This is a genomic window from Paenibacillus wynnii (genome assembly GCF_030812855.1).
GTDB classification, from domain to species: Bacteria; Bacillota; Bacilli; order Paenibacillales; family Paenibacillaceae; genus Paenibacillus_AQ; species Paenibacillus_AQ wynnii_A.
In genome coordinates this window covers 72,876-89,748 of sequence record NZ_JAUSTK010000011.1, presented here as the reverse complement: position 1 = coordinate 89,748, position 16,873 = coordinate 72,876, and the positions used below count along the sequence as shown (strand labels likewise).

Genomic DNA, 16,873 nt, shown 5'->3' with positions numbered 1-16,873 from the left:
CGACCCTCTCTATAACAAAAAAAGCAGCCCAGTAACATTTCTGCTCCGGACCGCCCAACTTAATTGTGAAACATCTACCACTAGGAACCTGCTCCCTTATACCTTTTAACTCCATAATTCCACGCTACCAAACCGATTCCCGCAAAGATGGCTCCCATAACCGGGGTTAAGAGTGCGATCTTCATCATTTCTTCTCGTTGTAGAAATATAGCTGCGGGATACACGCCCACAAAAGCAAACGGCAAAATCCAAGTTAACAGCACCTGAATCGCCCGATTGTAGATCGTTACCGGATAACGGCCATAGTTCTGGATGTTATACATCAGCGGGATAATACCTGTCGGCGCATCCGAGTAGAATGACAGCGACGTTAAGGCTGTATAAATGCCGGCATATATCGCCACGGCACTTAGAGACAAAATAATAAGTGCTGGTATGGTCCACCATTCAAACGGCAATCCCAACTGTGTACCGCTGATCGCCATAATAATCAGTCCGATGATGGAACCAAATAAAGAAGGCGGATCTATATTCTCCAGAAATATTTGAAACAAGTTATGAGCTGGACGTGTAAGTACCCGGTCCATTTCACCTTTGGTAATGTAGCGCTCACTGAAATTCCACATATTTACGAAGCAACCAAACAGTCCGAATGGAACCATGAAGAATCCATATACGAAGATAACTTCACTTTGGCTCCAGCCAGCCAGGCTGTTTGTATGCATGAAGATCACCAGAATAAAAATAAAATTGGTGGCCTGAAATAATAAATCCGAGATTACCTCTACCCAAAAGTCAGCGCGGTAGGTAAGCCGGGTTTTCATATAGTTCTTCAAATACTCGATAATTAGTCCCAAGTAATACAAGTTTAGCTCACCCTCCCTGCACGAACAGCCGCTGCCGCGCCGCATGATATAACCAGACCATTGGAATCAGCAGTGCCAAAAACCAGAAGATCTGAATTCCAAGTACATTCCAAATCCCTACACCCTTCACTTGTCCCGTAAAAACAGACCCTGGGAGATAAGTAATGGCCTGGAAAGGAAGCAGCTTCAGAATGGAGGACAGCCAGCCTGGGAATAAACTGATCGGTACGATTAATCCGGAGAACAAGTCGACGATTACACGCTTCATACGCATCATGCCTTCATTATTCTCAACAAAGAATGCAGAGAGTCCTGTGATTACATTAATCTGTGTATTGATCAGAAAGCTGAAGAACAGCATGACCAGGAAACCCGTCCAAGCCGTAGGATCTGTCGGTAATTGCACCGGAAATAATAACATAGCAATGGTCATACCGGGTATCATGAACAACATGAAACGGAACATACCTTCCCCGAGCCCTTGCATCATTTTGACCATAACATAGTTATAAGGCCGAATGAATTGTATGGCGATACTTCCATCCCGAATATCCGTGGATATTTCTCGATCCAAGTTATTAAAATAAAATGCCCGGGCCATCCAGGATACAGCTAGGTAAGATGTCATTTGTGTTAATGTGAAGCCGCCTAGAGCAGCACCTGCCGAGCCACCCTCCCCATAAATAGCTTTCCAAGTAAAATAGTTAACACCGATATTAAGGGAATAGATAAGAATACCGGTATAATAGTTCACTCTGTAAGCCAGCATGGTCAGGAATCGGATGCGGATAAAATCAATATAAGCTCCTAAGAGAAGTTTGCGTCCACTTTTCTTGGTTTCGAGACTAGACATGGATAACCTCTTCCTCGTCCTTCCCATCTGCAGATTCATCCGGCTTTTCCGCGGAACCTGATTTGTAAATACTGCGCACGATGTCATCCGTATTGGTCTCGATGATTTTGATATCCGTTATATCTGCCTGTCCTACAACACGTCCCAGCACATCCGATACATTCAGATCAAGCGGAATCCAGACCTTCGCGCCAAGATCATTCTCAGCAGACCAGGAAACAGGCATACCCTCTGTCCAATGTTCGAGTTGCTGGAGCTTTGTTGCTTTTCCGAATTGAAAAATGACTTCGCGTCCGGTTCCCCAGCGCTGTTTAAGATCTTCCAGACCCCCGTCATAAATAATACGTCCGTCATCCAACATAATAACCCGTGAACAAAGAGCTTCAATATCCTGTAAATCATGCGTTGTCAGCAAAATGGTCGTACCATGCTGGCGGTTCATATCCTTGAGAAACTCACGGATTTCGGATTTCACCACAATATCGAGACCAATGGTCGGCTCATCGAGAAACAGAATCGAAGGATTATGCAGTAATGCAGCGACTAACTCACAACGCATCCGCTGTCCCAAACTTAGCTTACGGACGGGACGATTGAGCAGTTCCTGCAGTTCCAAGCGTTCCACGAGTTCATCCAATCGTTTCTTGAAATCCTGTTCTGACACGCGGTAGACCTTACGCAACAGCTGGAAAGACTCAATGACACCGATATCCCACCATAACTGGCTGCGCTGCCCGAAGACAACTCCGATATTACGGACAAATTTCTCCCGCTCCAAATAGGGTACATATCCGCCAACGGTTAGACTGCCGGAGGTAGGTACCAGAATGCCTGTAAGCATTTTGATCGTCGTAGACTTACCGGCCCCGTTCTCCCCGATGTAACCACAGATCTCTCCCTCAGGAATATTGAAGGATATGTCTTTAACCGCTGTCACTTCCTGAAATTCCCGTTTAAACAAATCAGCGAATGCCCCTTTTAGACCCTCGCGGTTTTTCTGGACTTTGAATGTTTTTCTTAAGTCCTGCACTTGTATCGCAGTCATAGTGTACCTCTCTAATCTAAGTATAGGGTTCAACTATCCATTATAATGTACATATAAAAAAATCACCACCCATTTTGATTTTCATGGCAGTGATTCCGATATTTTATTAATTAAGCCAGTCTTCCCTCAACTAGATCCGTATCTTTTACGACCTCCAAATGACCTGAACGGGCAACCTTAGTCCGCAGATATTTTTCATTAAAAATAGATACATCACCCCAGAGCGGAGCCCGTTTTACGGCGTTCATTCCAGCGGCCTTCAAAGCTTCCAGCTTCTTAGGGTTATTAGTAATTAGAGTCACCGGTTTTTGGCGCAAATGCTGCAGCACACTAATGGCATCTGAGTAGCTTCTAACATCGTCCGAAAACCCTAATTCGAGGTTCGCTTCTACAGTATCATATCCTTCTTCCTGCAAAATATAAGCCATTGCCTTGCTGAACAGCCCGATACCTCTTCCCTCATGGTTGGCTAAGTAGCACAGAGCACCCGAACCATTGTCGACGATCATTTTCATGGATTGGTGAAGCTGAAAACCGCAATCACAGCGCTTGCTGCCAAAAATATCGCCGGTGTGGCATATGCTGTGCATCCGAATTAACGCTTCCTCCGATCCCTCAAAGTCACCGTATACCAGCACACTCGACTGCTGCCCTTCGGCTAGATTTAGAGAGGACAACCGGGAGATTAATGCCGCTGTCATGTCTCCGCTACCATCCTTAAGCAACTCTTCATCGGTTACATTAAGCCAGCTGTACCATTTGAAATTAACGGTCTCTCCATCAAGATTCACAGGCAAAGTAATAGGGCCTACGAGTATGTTCGCGGAGTCATTTACAGTAATTTTTTGTATTTTATTCTTCAAGATCGAAACGATATCTGGTTTAATCATGAAACACACCATCCTTGTAGGTCATATTATAAGTATATAGAATCACGGGATTTAAATAAACACTTTTGCTTAGTAACTATTTGTAAGTTAGTTTATCATTGTAATATAAGTTCGTCAAGTAATAACATATATTTAAATATTTATAATTACTTTTTGTAAGTTTGTGATATAATGAACGCAGGGGTGATGCTGATGAATGATTTTGAAATGTGTCCACGCTTTGAAAAAGCAGTTGATTTGCTAAGTAAGCGTTGGGTAGCGCTCATCGTATTCGTTCTTATGCCCGGCCCACGCCGGTTTGGTGAAATTGAGCACTGTCTGTCTAATCTCAGCGGCAAAGTTTTGTCAGATCGACTTAAGGAAATGGAGAATGAAGGAATCATTGAGCGTACCGTTTATCCGGAGATGCCTGTGAGGATTGAATATTCGCTTACAAGTAAAGGTACTGCGTTGGCCCCCATTCTTGGAGAAATCGGCAATTGGTCAACGGAGTGGGTAAAGATCGGCGTAAACAATTAATGCTGCGGTTCATCTAAAAGCCCTTTTGGCTTCCTTAACAGGAAAACAAAAGGGCTTTTATGTCTATTTTAAATTATACTTACAACATATATATGCTTATACATATTCTCTTCTACAGGAGGAATTTTTAGGATGAAGAATCGGTTCTGGTTATCTATGGTGTTGTTTACTCTACTAATACCCGCCTGTGGCCGAATATCGACTCCTGAAGAAGCCATCCAGCACGGCGATGTTGTTTCTGACTACGGCGTGGTGGGCAACATCGACAAAATGGACGAATTTTATAACGGGGTTCAGTTGGAGAAGGGAAATGAGATTAGAATCGCTCGGTTCACCAAGGAAGGCGATCCTATATTTCTATATTTAACCCGTAAACAAGGTGTAATACTTCTAAAAGACGATTCGAGAAAAGACAAAAATGGCAGCCATATGACTACATATACTTGTGAAAAACTAAGCAAAACAAAAGAGAAGGATTCAATTAGTTATCAATTGCTCAACTGTCAGCGCACTGACCAGGATGAGTCGCCAATGAAGCAGGATATCGAAATCTTATCTATACCTGCTGCTCTATGAGAAAACCCTCTTGAGGTTACAGCCGAACTGGAAGTCGGCTGACGATTCAAGAGGGTTTTTTTATAAATCTTTTCGTTCAAAACGATACATCCCCATTAAAAGTACAACTACCGTATACAAAACAGCATAGATAACAAAAGAATTAGACGGTATCGCATCAGCAACTCCGAAGAAGCTCTCATTAATCGGTAACATGCCGCTCAACTCATTAAAGCTGAAGAGCTCAGCAATCATTTTACGTTGTAAGCCATCTGCTGGTATGATCAGTGACATCAATCCCGTCATATTTTGAAGAGACTGAAGGGCATCGGGCTTTAAAGGAAGGGATCCGCTTACTTTGTCAATCATCCCCCCAAGCCATCCTGCTCCGTAGAGCATGGTCATAAAGACTCCATTACCAATAGCCGATAAAAATCCCGAGCCAAGCATTGAAATTGAAATGATCACCGGGACAACGGATGCGAACAGTAGAAAAGATTTTAATAAAATAAACAAATCTCTAGGAATAGCAGCATGGGCTTGAGTTATAAGTAAAATAGCTATAAACAGCAGCAAAGCATAAGCCGCTCCGAATATTACGTATCCAAGCCAACGTCCAAGATACCATTTCCAGCGCGGAAGAGGCCGGGGAAGTAACGCCTGCAGCACTCCCTGCTCTGCTTCTCCAGATAAAGCTGAGAAGGAGCTGAAAATGGACAGAAATGCAATTACAAACGCTCCAAAGAAAAAACCGAACGTTAAAATGAATGCTCCATTCGCAAAACGTTGTATCAACTGCTCAGCACTATTTATATCAGTGCCCTCGAATGAATCATTTCCCCCAATGGCTCCAGCCACAAACCAGAACCCGATTAGAAATACTACAGTCATGATCAATGTAAGCAGCATAACCCTTTTCCGCAGTAATTCCTTCCATGTCATACTCATGATTATGTTCATGCCCGTTCACCTCTATGGCTGAGACCCGATACGGCACTCATAAACCATTCTTCCAGACGTTCTTTCTTATGTGAAACCTCATATAGAGTCATTCCTTGCTCTACAATCAGAGCATTCAGCCATCCAGCTTGCTCCTCATTCTCCAGTTCAGCTTCTAACCACACTACACTGCTGTCCAGGGACGATGAGAACTCCAAAGCAGTGGAGTCACCATTAGAGGTAGAAATCCTGATTTGCAAACCACTGCGTTCATTCAACCAAGACAGCAAAAAAGGCGAAAACCCGCCGACTTTAAAATGCCAGCTTGTTCGCTTATTCAGTACCTCGGATACTTTACCATGACGCAGGATCACACCATCATTTAAAAGTGCCATCCGGTCACATAACAATTCAACATCTTCTAGAAGGTGGGAGTTAAGGAATATCGTTGTCCCCTTTTTCTTCAAGTTCTCCAGAATTGTTCTTACTTCCATTCTGCCAATCGGATCCAGTGCGGAAGACGGTTCATCTAGAAATAAGATAGCAGGATCATTAACCAGTGCACAAGCAAGACCCAGGCGCTGCTGCATCCCTTTGGAATAATGCTTAACCCGGTCCCTTCCACGCCTTCCAATCCCAACTTTCTCAAGTAGCTCTGGAATTCGTTGATCTGCAGTGGAACGTTCCATCTTGCATAGTCGTGCATGAAGTCTTATCACTTCTTCTCCGGTCAGCCATTCTTGATATCGATACAATTCCGGCAAATAACCTATTAATGATTTAGCTTCCAGTGATCCGATCTTGTGGCCTAATATAGTTGCACTCCCATATGAAGGATTAATGAGGCCCACAAGCATTTTGACAAAGGTACTTTTCCCGGCACCGTTAGGGCCGAGGAAGCCAAAGGCTTCCCCTTTCCCTACCGAAATCGATACGTCACGGCAGCCACGCCCATTTGAATATTCTTTGGTTAATCCTGTGGCTTCTATCGCTGCAACACTCATGGTTTAATCAACTCCTGAAGCTTCGCTATGAATTTTTCTTTGCCTTCGTAAATGTCACCCCCGTGGAACTGAAACAATTGCCCATTTTGAACCCATGTTGCGTCATACAAAGCTCCTTGAGGGCTGTCATAATGGTTCATAATGACGATTGTACTGCCTATAGTCAATTGCTCAGTACCCTCCCCCGCAATTAGCGGCATTGGAATTTCACCAGATAGAATCCGGCTTTGCTTCAAGCTTGATTTCAAATAATCTGGCAGCAGCGGGAAGTTAATTATGGCCTCTACCGCCTCTTCTACTTTAATAGAGGGATCTACGGTTATTGTTGGAGTATTCATTTGTGTTAGGCTAGCCCAATGCTCCTTATCAGGAGATAGGCTGTAATTCACCATTTCAGGGATGGAGAGCGTAATCGGCTTCCCATCAATCGATTCGGGCAATAACTGCTCGGCTCCCAACCGTTTCATTGCTTTGTTCACCTCATCTACATGAAGATTGAGCGTAATCTCTTGTGAAGGGTTAACACTAACGGTCTTCTGGCTATCGGTCACGACAGTGCTTAGAGGCGCATAACCCAAGGTATCTGAAATTTTATCCAAAGGCAGTCCACCGTTAATTGTACCTGATGAGCTGGAGAAAATACCGAACTTATTAGCCGACTCTTGAATGTCACCATTCTCTGTAATCTGAGTGAATATATTTCGCAGGTCACTTTCATTAACAACCGTTACATCCTGCATACGAAATTGATTCAAGATGGACGCCATTGCTGTATTGCCAACCGGTGTAGCGAGGATTGCGGCAAAAACAGCTACACCTGCAGCAACGGTGGCCCATTTGCGACGACGGTTCATCCCTCTACGTTTCGTTCGTGGCGATGCCTGTATATCTACTCCAAGTTTGCCTTGCAACTCTAAAGGAGATACGGATTGCACCATTGGCGTACTTGCATCCGTAGTATGAGCACTAGTGACTTCTTCATTGCCATTTGGCGTTGATTGTTCTGCAAGCTGGCCCCACTCCGCCCAGATGGGATTTACCGGCTCATTAGCTAGCTTTCCTTGCAAGAGACTCCAGGCCTCCTCAATTTTTTGCTTTTCACTAGCATCATTTATAGGTTTGTTAGCCATTATTATTACCTCCTAATCGTTCTCTTACTGTCTAATCAAGCTGTGGGAGTGACTTTGCTGCATTTTGCCTTAATCTTTGGGTAGCGCGGTGCAATAGAGTCCCTACAACCGGCGGCTTAACACCAAGCTCCCCTGCGATCTCCGTATAACTGTAACCGGAATAGCGAAGCAGAAGCGCCTGTCGGTCTCTATCAGGAAGTCCATCCAGCCATTCCCGAATATCCTCCTGATCTAGTTTACGCAGCATAGCATCTTCACCTGAGGGTAGTGATGCCTCCGTATCGAAATACATCTCCTGTTTGCTCTGCAATCTCCGCTCTCTTGCTTTTTTATCCATATAATCGTATCCAATCCGAGTTAGAACTCTATGTAGCCAAGCACCTAACGCGGCTGGATCATTGGGCGGGTTACGGTATAACCTCAAGAATACATCCTGAGCCAGGTCATCGGCAGCAACTTCATCTCGCACCAATGCGACCAGTTTTCTGCGTACAATGGGATAGTGTTCATAAAATATGGTTCGAAACCCTTCGGACTCCGGAATTTCCATTTGGTAAAGCCTCCTTATCTGCTGCAGCTATAAGTAAGACGATGGTTAACGCTTTTTTGTATCAGTATAGCCGAAAAAAAGACAGCACCTATCGATAGGAACTGTCTTTACTATTTCTATTTGGAGGATTATTTCCCTCTTTTATTATGCCAAATAAGGGCATGCAGTTGCGGGAGTACTCGTGCATCGTTCATTCGGGGATCCTCAATAACTTTATTGAATAGCCATTCCAGACGTCCCAGCAGCCGACCTGAGATATCCCCTTCTTCCGTTACATCCTCATTTCCCGTCTGAAGGTAAAAAGGAACCTCAGGATATCTTTCATGAACAGTTCGGGCATACTCGTAATCTTCATCTCCAAAAACGACAACTTTCAAGCTGTAGGATGAGACACTGCCCGTCTTTATTTTGATCATAACTGTATCCAACACTGACCAATCCGTATTCATACCTGAACTTGGCGGCTTAGGGCTGATTGTCAGCATATCCACTCTGCTGAGCCAATCCTGCCATTTGCTGCCCTGTGTTTCGATAGCTACCTTTATCCCGCGCTCCTGAAGCTTAACGATAAGATCCATCATGCCCTCACCGATTAGAGCAGGATTGCCGCCCGAGATGGTTACACAATTGAAGTTATTGCCGGCAAGCTCCGTCAGTTCCGCAATGATATCATCGGCACTCAGCATACGCACTTTGTCTTTAGCAGTGCCGTCCCAAGTAAATGCAGAATCACACCAGCTGCAGCGATAGTCACAGCCGTAAGTACGAACAAACATGGTTTTGACACCAATAACCGCACCTTCACCCTGAATAGTTGGACCAAACATTTCAATAACAGGTATTTTACTCACAATCGCAGCCCCCATACAGGCGGTAAGCCGGACCTTCATCAGGAATATCCTCCGATAGCACCTCAGCCCATGCAGTAGGTGTCTCCCATAGCTTAACCGAATATAGTGGAAGACCCGCCAGCTTAAGCTGATATGCGATATAACAAGACATATTCTCTACGGTTGTACGAAAGGATAAATGAGATACCTTGGAGCCTGTGTTCACAAGCGTTTCCAGAACAGGTTCGTTGCCCATGGCCAGAAAAGAGTGATCCAGCCGATCAACCACGGCTTCTTTTACAAGGGTTTTCATATCACTGAAATCTATAACGAACCCTTCATCCGAATGCCCTCCAGTTGTGAGGGGGCGCCCCTTTAGAACAACCTCAAGCTTATAGGTATGTCCATGCAGGTTACTGCATTTCCCTTTATGACCAACCAATTGATGTGCTGAATCAAAGGTAAAGATTTTACATACTGAAACCTCGTTAAGCATTAAGAGTCGACCTTCTTTCTCTCCGCCTCATATTGCTGAAGCCCTCTGCTGCGCAGCTCGCAAGCCGGACAGGTTCCGCAGCCGCTGCCAATGATGCCGTTATAACAAGTTAGTGTATGCTCACGGACATAATCGAAATAACCCAATTGATCTGCCATTTGCCAAGTTTCTTTTTTATCGAGCCACATCAGTGGTGTGTGAATTACAAACTCATAGTCCATTGAAAGATTCAACGTCACATTCAAAGACTTCACGAATACATCCCGGCAATCGGGATATCCGCTGAAATCGGTCTGACATACGCCGGTTACGATGTGATTATAGTCAAACTGCTTAGCCATAATTGCGGCAAAAGATAAGAACAGCAGGTTTCTGCCATCTACGAATGTACTTGGCAGCTCCTTTCCTTCTCCCGTAGCAATCTCAATATCATCGCGTGTCAGAGCATTGGGAGCCAGCTGATTCAGCAAGCCCAAATCCAAAATATGTTGTTTAACATTGAATTTATTGGCAATCGCAGTCGCAACTTCAATTTCAGCAGCATGGCGCTGATTATAATTGAAGGTTACCACCTGTACTTCCTCAAACTGCTGCAAAGCCCATATTAGACAGGTCGTGCTATCCTGCCCGCCGCTAAATACGACAAGTGCTCTTCTGTTCATTTTAGTAATCTCCTTCGCTTGAGCCTTTTCCATTAACGGCTTCCGACCTTTTCTGGATACAAATCATGATTCATCAACCGGTGTTCGGCCATTGCCTCATATTTAGTTCCCGGACGGCCCCAGTTGCAGTAAGGATCTATGGATATTCCTCCACGCGGCGTGAACTTGCCCCACACTTCAATATAACGCGGCTCCATAAGAGCGATAAGATCATTCATAATAATGTTGACACAGTCCTCGTGGAAATCACCATGATTGCGGAAGCTGAACAGATATAATTTCAAGGATTTCGACTCCACCATTTTTTGCTCAGGGATATACGATATATACATGGTGCCAAAATCAGGCTGACCGGTTACCGGACATAAACTTGTGAACTCAGGACAATTAAATTTTACGAAGTAGTCGCGGCCTGGATGCTTGTTGTCAAACACCTCAAGAATGGCCGGATCATACCCGAACTTATAAGCAGTACCTTGATTTCCAAGCAATGTGACTTCCGGCATATCCTCTTTTATTCTTCCTTCTGACATGACAAAAAACCCCTCTCTTTTCCTACGGTAATTTTACCCTATGGGAAAGAAGAACGAGATTTCGTAAACAGGCTCTACTAAGAAACGGATTCCACCCCAAGTCAAAAAAAAGGGGTCCGTTATTACGCTGCATATAAGAAATTAGAGATTCAGTAAACCTGAACTCATCCAGCCTATGATTGATGAAGATGCTGCCTTATATTCGATAGCGGTCTTAGTTTTTTATAGAGGGAGTTTTCGAACCTCTCCTGCGCAGATTAGCCGCAGATTTCTTCTTTATACTTAATGTGCGTCTAGTACTATACCATGATTAGCAGTAACAAGACAAGTGTTACATGTGGTCCAAAATTAATGAACACAGCAATCCAAGCGCGGCCACAAATCCCGTTATCGACCCGCCTTCATCATACGCCTCCGGCATCATACTCGAACATACCATGGCAATGATACCGCCTCCCGCGAAGGAAGCAATGATGGCTTTGGTGTAGTCAGACACATGTTCCATAAAAACATAGCCCCCGATTGTGGCTACTATTGAAATCAATACTACGGACGACCATAAAAGTACTATACGCTTTTTTGTATAACCGTCTGACTTCAATCCTGCGGTACTTGATAGTCCTTCCGGAATATTGCTTATAAATATGGCGATGACCAGCAGCAGACTAACACTCTTCCCACCAATCAAACTCGAACCGAGCATGATGGATTCAGGTATGGCATCAAGCACTGTCCCGGCAAAAATCGCCATACCTCCGACTCCCGATTGACTATCCTGTCCAGCCGATCTATCCGAACGTTTACGCCCGGCTCCCCCTTTACGGGAGATGTACCAATCAAAAAGAGTGAACACTAAAGCCCCTGCCAAAAATCCGATAATCGTGGGGGGTAGTCCGCTCTTATCTGCTGAATCACCCAATAGCTCATACGTCGCTGCTCCTATCAATACTCCTGTACCAAAGGCCATAATCCACCCGATGATCTTCTTCGGGATATTTAAATACAGAGCGAACAACGCCCCGATCATAACCGCTGATCCTGATATTGCACCCCACATGGCAGCATTCCCCAATGATTTCACCTTCTTATCTACTCAATAAGTGTATATTCTAGAATCAGATTACACTCATTACACTTTGTGTGCAAACTAGGCCTTAGAATAGTTGAAAGTAAGTAATAGCTTTTAATTAACATCATTAATATTTAATGCCATTATCACTATTCACATTCCCTATAGTCAGAATAATGGATTCATTTTCAAGGATATGGGTAACTTAACTTTTATAATCTCCTAAAGGATGGGATCACCTCATGGAACAAAACGTAAGTATGTTGTCGGATTGGTTAAATACCCATGTTGATCAGACCCTTGTCATTGAAAAACACGAGCTTGAAGATCTGGATATCGTTCACTTTAAGCTGGAAAGCGTTGTGTTTCGAAATGGTGAGGATACGGTCGATGATTATTTGGATAATGCACTGGTGCTACGAGGAACTGGAAACACTACGAACGCTGACGGTGAGCGAGTACCGTTGCCTCAACATAGTTATGAGATTGCTGTCAGCGGTCTGAATATGGGCCCCTCTGACGAGAAGAAATTCCAAGTCAAAACAGAGCGGGCTAAATATATCCTCTCTATAGAGGAATAAGAACAAAAAAAGAGGCTGAAGGAATCCTCCCTCAGCCTCGCTTTATGACTACTCTTCACCGATAATTTCGACTTCCGTCTCTAATTCAACACCAAACTTATCTTTAACCGTTTTGCGTACATGATGAATTAATCCAATATAATCAGAAGCTGTAGCATGATCTGCATTTACAATAAAACCAGCATGTTTTCTTGAAACTTCCGCCCCGCCAATCCGGGTACCCTGTAATCCGCTTTCTTGAATCAGCTGTCCCGCATACCGCCCAGGTGGGCGCTTGAAGACACTTCCACAGGAAGGGTATTCAAGCGGTTGCTTGGATTCCCGTTGTTCAGTCAAATCATCCATAGCTGACTTAATAACAGCAAAAACTCCAGCCTTCATGGAAAAGAGTGCTTCCAATACAATATACTCTCCACTGGCAAATATACTTTTTCTATATCCCCACTGGAGCATATCACCATGCATTGTATCGATTTGACCATCTTTCCTGAGAACTAGCGCACTGTCCAGCACATGGGAGATTTCTCCTCCATAGGCACCAGCGTTCATATACAGTGCTCCTCCTACTGTACCGGGTATTCCACAGGCAAATTCGAGCCCAGTGAGCTCCTTTTCGAGGGCAAATCGGGAGACATCAATAATTTTGGCGCCGCATTGAGCAAATAAAATGTTATCTTCTTTTAACCCCATGGCTGATAAGCTGGAGGTCTGCAGAACTATTCCACGTACCCCGCCATCCCTGATGATCACATTCGACCCATTCCCAAGAACAGTCAGTGGGACTCCGTTCTGGTGCGCATATGTAACAATATTTTGAATTTCCTCATAAGTGGTGGGAATAGCGAGAATATCAGCCTGACCGCCCATTTTTGTAAACACATGATCTTTTAAGGACTCGTGGCTTTTTATAATTCCAGCCTTAACGAGCTTTTGTAAATCCTCAAGTATTTTACTTATGTTCATATTTCATGCTCCTTAAGCGGGATTATTGCAACCCCAACTTTAACAACGAACAGGCTTCTTTGTCAATGACGGGAGCACTTTTATGATATCAAAGCCATTATTTATTTGAATCAGGATGATTCTGCTTGTCTCCTGAATTTCTCTCTTCGATCGGCTCTTTCATTCTCATTCAGACGGGGGCATGTATAACAATAGTTCCCACCTTCAGTAAGGTAATACAGACAACAGCGGTTACGCATCTGCACTGTTTTTTCCGGGTCGGCGAGATCTTCAATTCTTCGAACTTGTACCTGAAACGGATTTTTGGCTAAACCGAAGATTTCAGGTGACAGGTCGTTTTTTAGGCTTTCATAATCCATTTGAAGTTGATGCATAGTGTCGGCATTGTCCTGACCATTCATCAAAATCTCCAGATAATAATTGAATTTTGTAGGAAGCTGACCCCAAATTTGACTAGCAGCAAGACCGCTAAGAGCTGAGATAGAATGAATAAGGGGGAATGCTGTATTTTTATAAAAGTCCGAAAGCACCCGTTGACGCCAATGATCCCGCTCAACTTTATCTGCAGGTCCTTTGATCGTGTCCCATTGATTTATAACATACACAACTCGGCAATAGCCACTTGCAGGTACAAGATGAATCGAAAGATTAGATAGACTCATGTTCGGAACCGTATTAAAAACAGATAATGTATACTGTAGCGCCATAGCTGCACTTGAAAACCAGTTCGCGAAATAGGCAGCCACAGCTGTATCATCAAGCGCTTTCATCAAGGGTTTATAGCATTCCATGAACTCCTGCATCTTTTCTTCCTTCACCAGATCGGCTGCTGCGAACGAATATTGTGTACCCTCCGGAACTGAAAGCTGCAAGTCAAATTTGGTTGCCAGTTCATGAATCAATTGTTCATCATTCATTTCTTCTCCTCCTGTTCTTAGTTCAGAGCCGCTTTATCTTTACATCCCGGATGTTGTATAGGAAGCACACTCGTAGGGAAGACAGAGCGGCACACCCGTACGAGGGTCAAGCATAGTTTTTTGGAATTAGCATTCGCACCGCTGTACAGCCAGCTAATCCTGGACGCCATTAGGAACAGACCATTGAGCTCATACAGGAGGGGGAATTTAATGTTTGTAGTCGAAAGTAGTTGCCCACTTCGTCTTTTCTATTCAAATGATATTGATTATCATTATCCATGTCAATATATAAATAAAAAAAGCAGCCATTCCCCAAATTTCAGGAACAGCTGCTGCAGATTTGTTGGTCTTATTTGTGTAAGTGATACGGTACTGTTGCGACAACAATATCCTTCTGATTCATAAGATAAGTTCGGATGAAAATGCTGGTCTGATTATGGAGAATCGCCTGCCACCAATGCTTCGTAATGAACTGTGGTATCAAAATCGTAATATGATCCGTGGATGAAGTCTTCCATTCTACAGTTTCAATGAACTTAACCAGCGGCCTTAAAATACTGCGATAACGTGAACGAAGCACGATCAAACGCACACCCGGATTCCACTCTTCCCATTTCTGCTCCATCTTGCTAATTTCCTCTTCATCAAAACCAATATAAACGGCAACCACATTTTCGGTCAGTGATTTGGCATAGCTAATCGAATGAAGAACGGCACGAGTCACACCTGAAACCGGGACAATCACTGTACTGCCTTTAATTGTCGGTTTCTCTGTATCCATTTGAATACGAAGCTGATCTGCAGTATTCATGTAATGAGTATAAATACGAAAGAAAACGAACATTACAAGGGGTAGGAAGATGAATGCCATCCACACACTGGAGAATTTGGTAATAATAAATATTAAGGTAATCGTTAATGTGGTAAGCATCCCTACCGTATTTACGGCAAATTTACTCCTCCACCCTTTTGGCTTCAATCTATACCACCGAACCATCATTCCAAGCTGTGAAAGTGTAAACGGAATGAATACACCCACGGCATATAACGGAATCAAACCTTCTGTATTCCCGTGAAACGCAGCAACAAGCAATGCCGACATTACACCGAGAAATATAATCCCGTTTGAGAAGCCTAGGCGGTCACCTCGTACCATGAAGGCATGAGGCATATATTTATCTTTAGCCAACATACATGCGAGCAGCGGGAACGCAGAATATGCTGTATTTGCAGCCAAGAACAAAATGACCGCAGTAATTCCCTGAATAAAGAAGTAAAGACTCCCACGACCAAAGGTTGATTCCGCAATTTGAGAAATAACCGTTACCTTTTCATTCGGGGTAATTCCATACCAATAAGCTAACAGTGTTATCCCTGTAAACATGCTTCCCAGGATAACCCCCATAAGCACCAAGGTCTTCGCCGCATTTTTTTCAGCGGGAGCCTTAAAGTTAGGAATCGCATTGGATACAGCTTCCACACCGGTCAGTGCCGAGCAACCGGAACTGAACGCTTTAAGCAATAGAAACAGACTTACATTGGATACTACTGCTCCCATTTCCGGAACATTCGCATGGATACCACCCGCAGCATACTTAAATACTCCAGAGATAATTAAGACGAAGATAGCAACCACAAACAAATATACGGGTATCGCAATGAAAGAAGCAGACTCCGTGACTCCACGTAAATTAAGAATGGTCAAAATCAGAATTACAACGACTGCAATTAGAACCGTATGATTATGAAGACTCGGGAAAGCCGATGTTATCGCATCCGTACCCGCCGAGGCACTTACAGCAACAGTCAGAATGTAATCCACCAGCAAGGAACCGCCTGCTAATAAACCTGTTGGAATACCCAGATTCTTCTTGGCAACAATATAAGCACCGCCGCCTTGTGGATAAGCAAAGATTGTCTGCCGGTAAGATAATATGAGAATGGCCAGCAGACCCAATACAGCTATTGCAATCGGCAATGAGTACCAGATAGCCGTAAAGCCGGCAGCCACCAGCACAATTAGAATTTGTTCCGTTCCGTAGGCCACTGACGATAGGGCATCCGATGACAGAACTGCGAGTGCTTTCACCTTGGTTAACTTTTCATGATCGAGTTCGTTCGATTTCATTGGGCGACCAATTAAAAGTCGTTTTACTTTGCTTACCATTTTAGAAACAGTTCCTCTCTTTGGTGAGTTGAATCGGAATTCCGTGCGCCGTTTTCAATAGTGGATTTCATAAATGCAGGCACAAAAATAAGCATTCGGAAATGATCCGTATGCTTAGGCATAGTCATTATCCCACTTTTGCTTACGAGGTTAGCTGGCGGATTCGGACTGTGGTAGCCCTACGGACCAGGGCTTTCACCCGGTGCCGATTCACCCCTTTTGACCTGACGGTCAAGTTTGGTTCCCCCGTTTTTCCTACGGAAAATTCAGCGCATATTCAACTTCTCACAAGGTCTAATATTAG

General features: G+C 43.9%; 19 protein-coding genes and 2 riboswitches. Of the genes, 3 read left to right on the top strand and 16 right to left on the bottom strand.

The genetic code is table 11. The features are described 5' to 3' along the window. Positions 1-80 precede the first annotated feature (80 nt). The 4 genes from J2T20_RS13050 to J2T20_RS13035 all read right to left on the bottom strand — a co-directional run bounded on the left by J2T20_RS13050 (position 81) and on the right by J2T20_RS13035 (position 3,654). On the bottom strand, positions 81-911 hold the full coding sequence (locus J2T20_RS13050; protein WP_307588945.1) for an ABC transporter permease: 831 nt from the start codon (positions 909-911) through the stop codon (positions 81-83). Next, positions 874-1,719, bottom strand: a complete 846-nt coding sequence (locus tag J2T20_RS13045; RefSeq protein ID WP_307588943.1) for an ABC transporter permease — start codon at positions 1,717-1,719, stop codon at positions 874-876. The genes J2T20_RS13050 and J2T20_RS13045 overlap by 38 nt, the downstream gene beginning before the upstream one ends. Next, entirely contained in the window at positions 1,712-2,764 is a 1,053-nt protein-coding gene (locus tag J2T20_RS13040) for an ABC transporter ATP-binding protein (protein ID WP_307588941.1), read from the bottom strand. Before J2T20_RS13040 ends, J2T20_RS13045 begins: the two co-directional genes overlap by 8 nt. 110 nt (positions 2,765-2,874) lie before the next feature. Continuing rightward, positions 2,875-3,654, bottom strand: a complete 780-nt coding sequence (locus tag J2T20_RS13035; protein WP_307588939.1) for a GTP cyclohydrolase II — start codon at positions 3,652-3,654, stop codon at positions 2,875-2,877. Positions 3,655-3,846: 192 nt separating this feature from the next. Between J2T20_RS13035 and J2T20_RS13030 the strand changes: the two genes are divergently transcribed. Both J2T20_RS13030 and J2T20_RS13025 read left to right on the top strand, forming a co-directional pair. After that, a complete protein-coding gene (locus J2T20_RS13030) occupies positions 3,847-4,173 on the top strand; it encodes a winged helix-turn-helix transcriptional regulator (protein ID WP_307588937.1) in 327 nt (108 codons plus the stop codon). Between the two features lie 132 nt (positions 4,174-4,305). Further along, the gene (locus J2T20_RS13025; RefSeq protein WP_307588935.1) at positions 4,306-4,749 is read left to right on the top strand and encodes a DUF4362 domain-containing protein; all 444 of its coding nucleotides are present in this window, start codon (positions 4,306-4,308) and stop codon (positions 4,747-4,749) included. Positions 4,750-4,809: 60 nt separating this feature from the next. On the opposite strand, the gene J2T20_RS13020 is transcribed toward J2T20_RS13025, so the two are convergent. From J2T20_RS13020 to J2T20_RS12980, 9 genes are all read right to left on the bottom strand, one after another. Further along, positions 4,810-5,688, bottom strand: a complete 879-nt coding sequence (locus J2T20_RS13020) for an ABC transporter permease (RefSeq protein ID WP_307588933.1) — start codon at positions 5,686-5,688, stop codon at positions 4,810-4,812. Then, positions 5,685-6,671 (bottom strand): ABC transporter ATP-binding protein, encoded by a 987-nt coding sequence (locus J2T20_RS13015; RefSeq protein WP_307588931.1) that lies wholly within the window; start codon positions 6,669-6,671, stop codon positions 5,685-5,687. Before J2T20_RS13015 ends, J2T20_RS13020 begins: the two co-directional genes overlap by 4 nt. Then, positions 6,668-7,801 carry a hypothetical protein gene (locus J2T20_RS13010; protein ID WP_307588930.1) on the bottom strand — a complete coding sequence of 378 codons (1,134 nt, stop codon included), beginning with the start codon at positions 7,799-7,801 and terminating at the stop codon, positions 6,668-6,670. The genes J2T20_RS13015 and J2T20_RS13010 overlap by 4 nt, the downstream gene beginning before the upstream one ends. Before the next feature lie 31 nt (positions 7,802-7,832). Continuing rightward, on the bottom strand, positions 7,833-8,351 hold the full coding sequence (locus J2T20_RS13005) for a sigma-70 family RNA polymerase sigma factor (protein ID WP_036655780.1): 519 nt from the start codon (positions 8,349-8,351) through the stop codon (positions 7,833-7,835). A 128-nt stretch (positions 8,352-8,479) separates the two neighbouring features. Then, on the bottom strand, positions 8,480-9,241 hold the full coding sequence (queE, locus tag J2T20_RS13000; RefSeq protein ID WP_307588928.1) for a 7-carboxy-7-deazaguanine synthase QueE: 762 nt from the start codon (positions 9,239-9,241) through the stop codon (positions 8,480-8,482). Beyond that, positions 9,195-9,677 (bottom strand): 6-pyruvoyl trahydropterin synthase family protein, encoded by a 483-nt coding sequence (locus J2T20_RS12995; RefSeq protein ID WP_307588926.1) that lies wholly within the window; start codon positions 9,675-9,677, stop codon positions 9,195-9,197. Before J2T20_RS12995 ends, queE begins: the two co-directional genes overlap by 47 nt. After that, the gene (queC, locus tag J2T20_RS12990; protein WP_307588924.1) at positions 9,677-10,339 is read right to left on the bottom strand and encodes a 7-cyano-7-deazaguanine synthase QueC; all 663 of its coding nucleotides are present in this window, start codon (positions 10,337-10,339) and stop codon (positions 9,677-9,679) included. The genes J2T20_RS12995 and queC overlap by 1 nt, the downstream gene beginning before the upstream one ends. Before the next feature lie 32 nt (positions 10,340-10,371). Further along, positions 10,372-10,872 (bottom strand): preQ(1) synthase, encoded by a 501-nt coding sequence (gene queF / locus J2T20_RS12985; protein ID WP_307588921.1) that lies wholly within the window; start codon positions 10,870-10,872, stop codon positions 10,372-10,374. Between the two features lie 208 nt (positions 10,873-11,080). Continuing rightward, positions 11,081-11,124, bottom strand: a riboswitch (PreQ1 riboswitch). Positions 11,125-11,203: 79 nt separating this feature from the next. Beyond that, complete coding sequence (locus tag J2T20_RS12980) at positions 11,204-11,944, bottom strand: ZIP family metal transporter (protein WP_307588919.1); 741 nt, start codon at positions 11,942-11,944, stop codon at positions 11,204-11,206. Between the two features lie 239 nt (positions 11,945-12,183). On the opposite strand from J2T20_RS12980, the gene J2T20_RS12975 reads away from it, so the two are divergent. Next, positions 12,184-12,522 carry a hypothetical protein gene (locus J2T20_RS12975; protein WP_307588918.1) on the top strand — a complete coding sequence of 113 codons (339 nt, stop codon included), beginning with the start codon at positions 12,184-12,186 and terminating at the stop codon, positions 12,520-12,522. Between the two features lie 48 nt (positions 12,523-12,570). On the opposite strand, the gene murB is transcribed toward J2T20_RS12975, so the two are convergent. The 3 genes from murB to J2T20_RS12960 all read right to left on the bottom strand — a co-directional run bounded on the left by murB (position 12,571) and on the right by J2T20_RS12960 (position 16,569). Further along, positions 12,571-13,485: a UDP-N-acetylmuramate dehydrogenase gene (murB, locus tag J2T20_RS12970; RefSeq protein WP_307588916.1), complete on the bottom strand. Its 915-nt coding sequence runs from the start codon at positions 13,483-13,485 to the stop codon at positions 12,571-12,573. Between the two features lie 110 nt (positions 13,486-13,595). Further along, complete coding sequence (locus J2T20_RS12965; RefSeq protein ID WP_307588914.1) at positions 13,596-14,402, bottom strand: (2Fe-2S)-binding protein; 807 nt, start codon at positions 14,400-14,402, stop codon at positions 13,596-13,598. 349 nt (positions 14,403-14,751) lie between these two features. Continuing rightward, positions 14,752-16,569, bottom strand: coding sequence for an APC family permease (locus tag J2T20_RS12960; protein ID WP_307588912.1), 1,818 nt, complete (start codon positions 16,567-16,569; stop codon positions 14,752-14,754). A gap of 124 nt (positions 16,570-16,693) precedes the next feature. Further along, positions 16,694-16,851, bottom strand: a riboswitch (cyclic di-AMP (ydaO/yuaA leader). Between the last annotated feature and the right edge of the window lie 22 nt (positions 16,852-16,873).

Coding starts and splice junctions, on each gene's coding strand:
- J2T20_RS13005 (WP_036655780.1), bottom strand. CDS start 8,351: ATGGAAATTCCGGAGTCCGAAGGGTTTCGAACCATATTTTATGAACAC.
- J2T20_RS13010 (WP_307588930.1), bottom strand. CDS start 7,801: ATGGCTAACAAACCTATAAATGATGCTAGTGAAAAGCAAAAAATTGAG.
- J2T20_RS12965 (WP_307588914.1), bottom strand. CDS start 14,402: ATGAATGATGAACAATTGATTCATGAACTGGCAACCAAATTTGACTTG.
- J2T20_RS12995 (WP_307588926.1), bottom strand. CDS start 9,677: ATGCTTAACGAGGTTTCAGTATGTAAAATCTTTACCTTTGATTCAGCA.
- J2T20_RS13015 (WP_307588931.1), bottom strand. CDS start 6,671: ATGAGTGTTGCAGCGATAGAAGCCACAGGATTAACCAAAGAATATTCA.
- queC (WP_307588924.1), bottom strand. CDS start 10,339: ATGAACAGAAGAGCACTTGTCGTATTTAGCGGCGGGCAGGATAGCACG.
- J2T20_RS13050 (WP_307588945.1), bottom strand. CDS start 911: ATGCGGCGCGGCAGCGGCTGTTCGTGCAGGGAGGGTGAGCTAAACTTG.
- J2T20_RS13030 (WP_307588937.1), top strand. CDS start 3,847: ATGAATGATTTTGAAATGTGTCCACGCTTTGAAAAAGCAGTTGATTTG.
- J2T20_RS12975 (WP_307588918.1), top strand. CDS start 12,184: ATGGAACAAAACGTAAGTATGTTGTCGGATTGGTTAAATACCCATGTT.
- J2T20_RS13025 (WP_307588935.1), top strand. CDS start 4,306: ATGAAGAATCGGTTCTGGTTATCTATGGTGTTGTTTACTCTACTAATA.
- murB (WP_307588916.1), bottom strand. CDS start 13,485: ATGAACATAAGTAAAATACTTGAGGATTTACAAAAGCTCGTTAAGGCT.
- queE (WP_307588928.1), bottom strand. CDS start 9,241: ATGAAGGTCCGGCTTACCGCCTGTATGGGGGCTGCGATTGTGAGTAAA.
- J2T20_RS12960 (WP_307588912.1), bottom strand. CDS start 16,569: ATGGTAAGCAAAGTAAAACGACTTTTAATTGGTCGCCCAATGAAATCG.
- J2T20_RS13035 (WP_307588939.1), bottom strand. CDS start 3,654: ATGATTAAACCAGATATCGTTTCGATCTTGAAGAATAAAATACAAAAA.
- J2T20_RS13040 (WP_307588941.1), bottom strand. CDS start 2,764: ATGACTGCGATACAAGTGCAGGACTTAAGAAAAACATTCAAAGTCCAG.
- queF (WP_307588921.1), bottom strand. CDS start 10,872: ATGTCAGAAGGAAGAATAAAAGAGGATATGCCGGAAGTCACATTGCTT.
- J2T20_RS13045 (WP_307588943.1), bottom strand. CDS start 1,719: ATGTCTAGTCTCGAAACCAAGAAAAGTGGACGCAAACTTCTCTTAGGA.
- J2T20_RS13020 (WP_307588933.1), bottom strand. CDS start 5,688: ATGAACATAATCATGAGTATGACATGGAAGGAATTACTGCGGAAAAGG.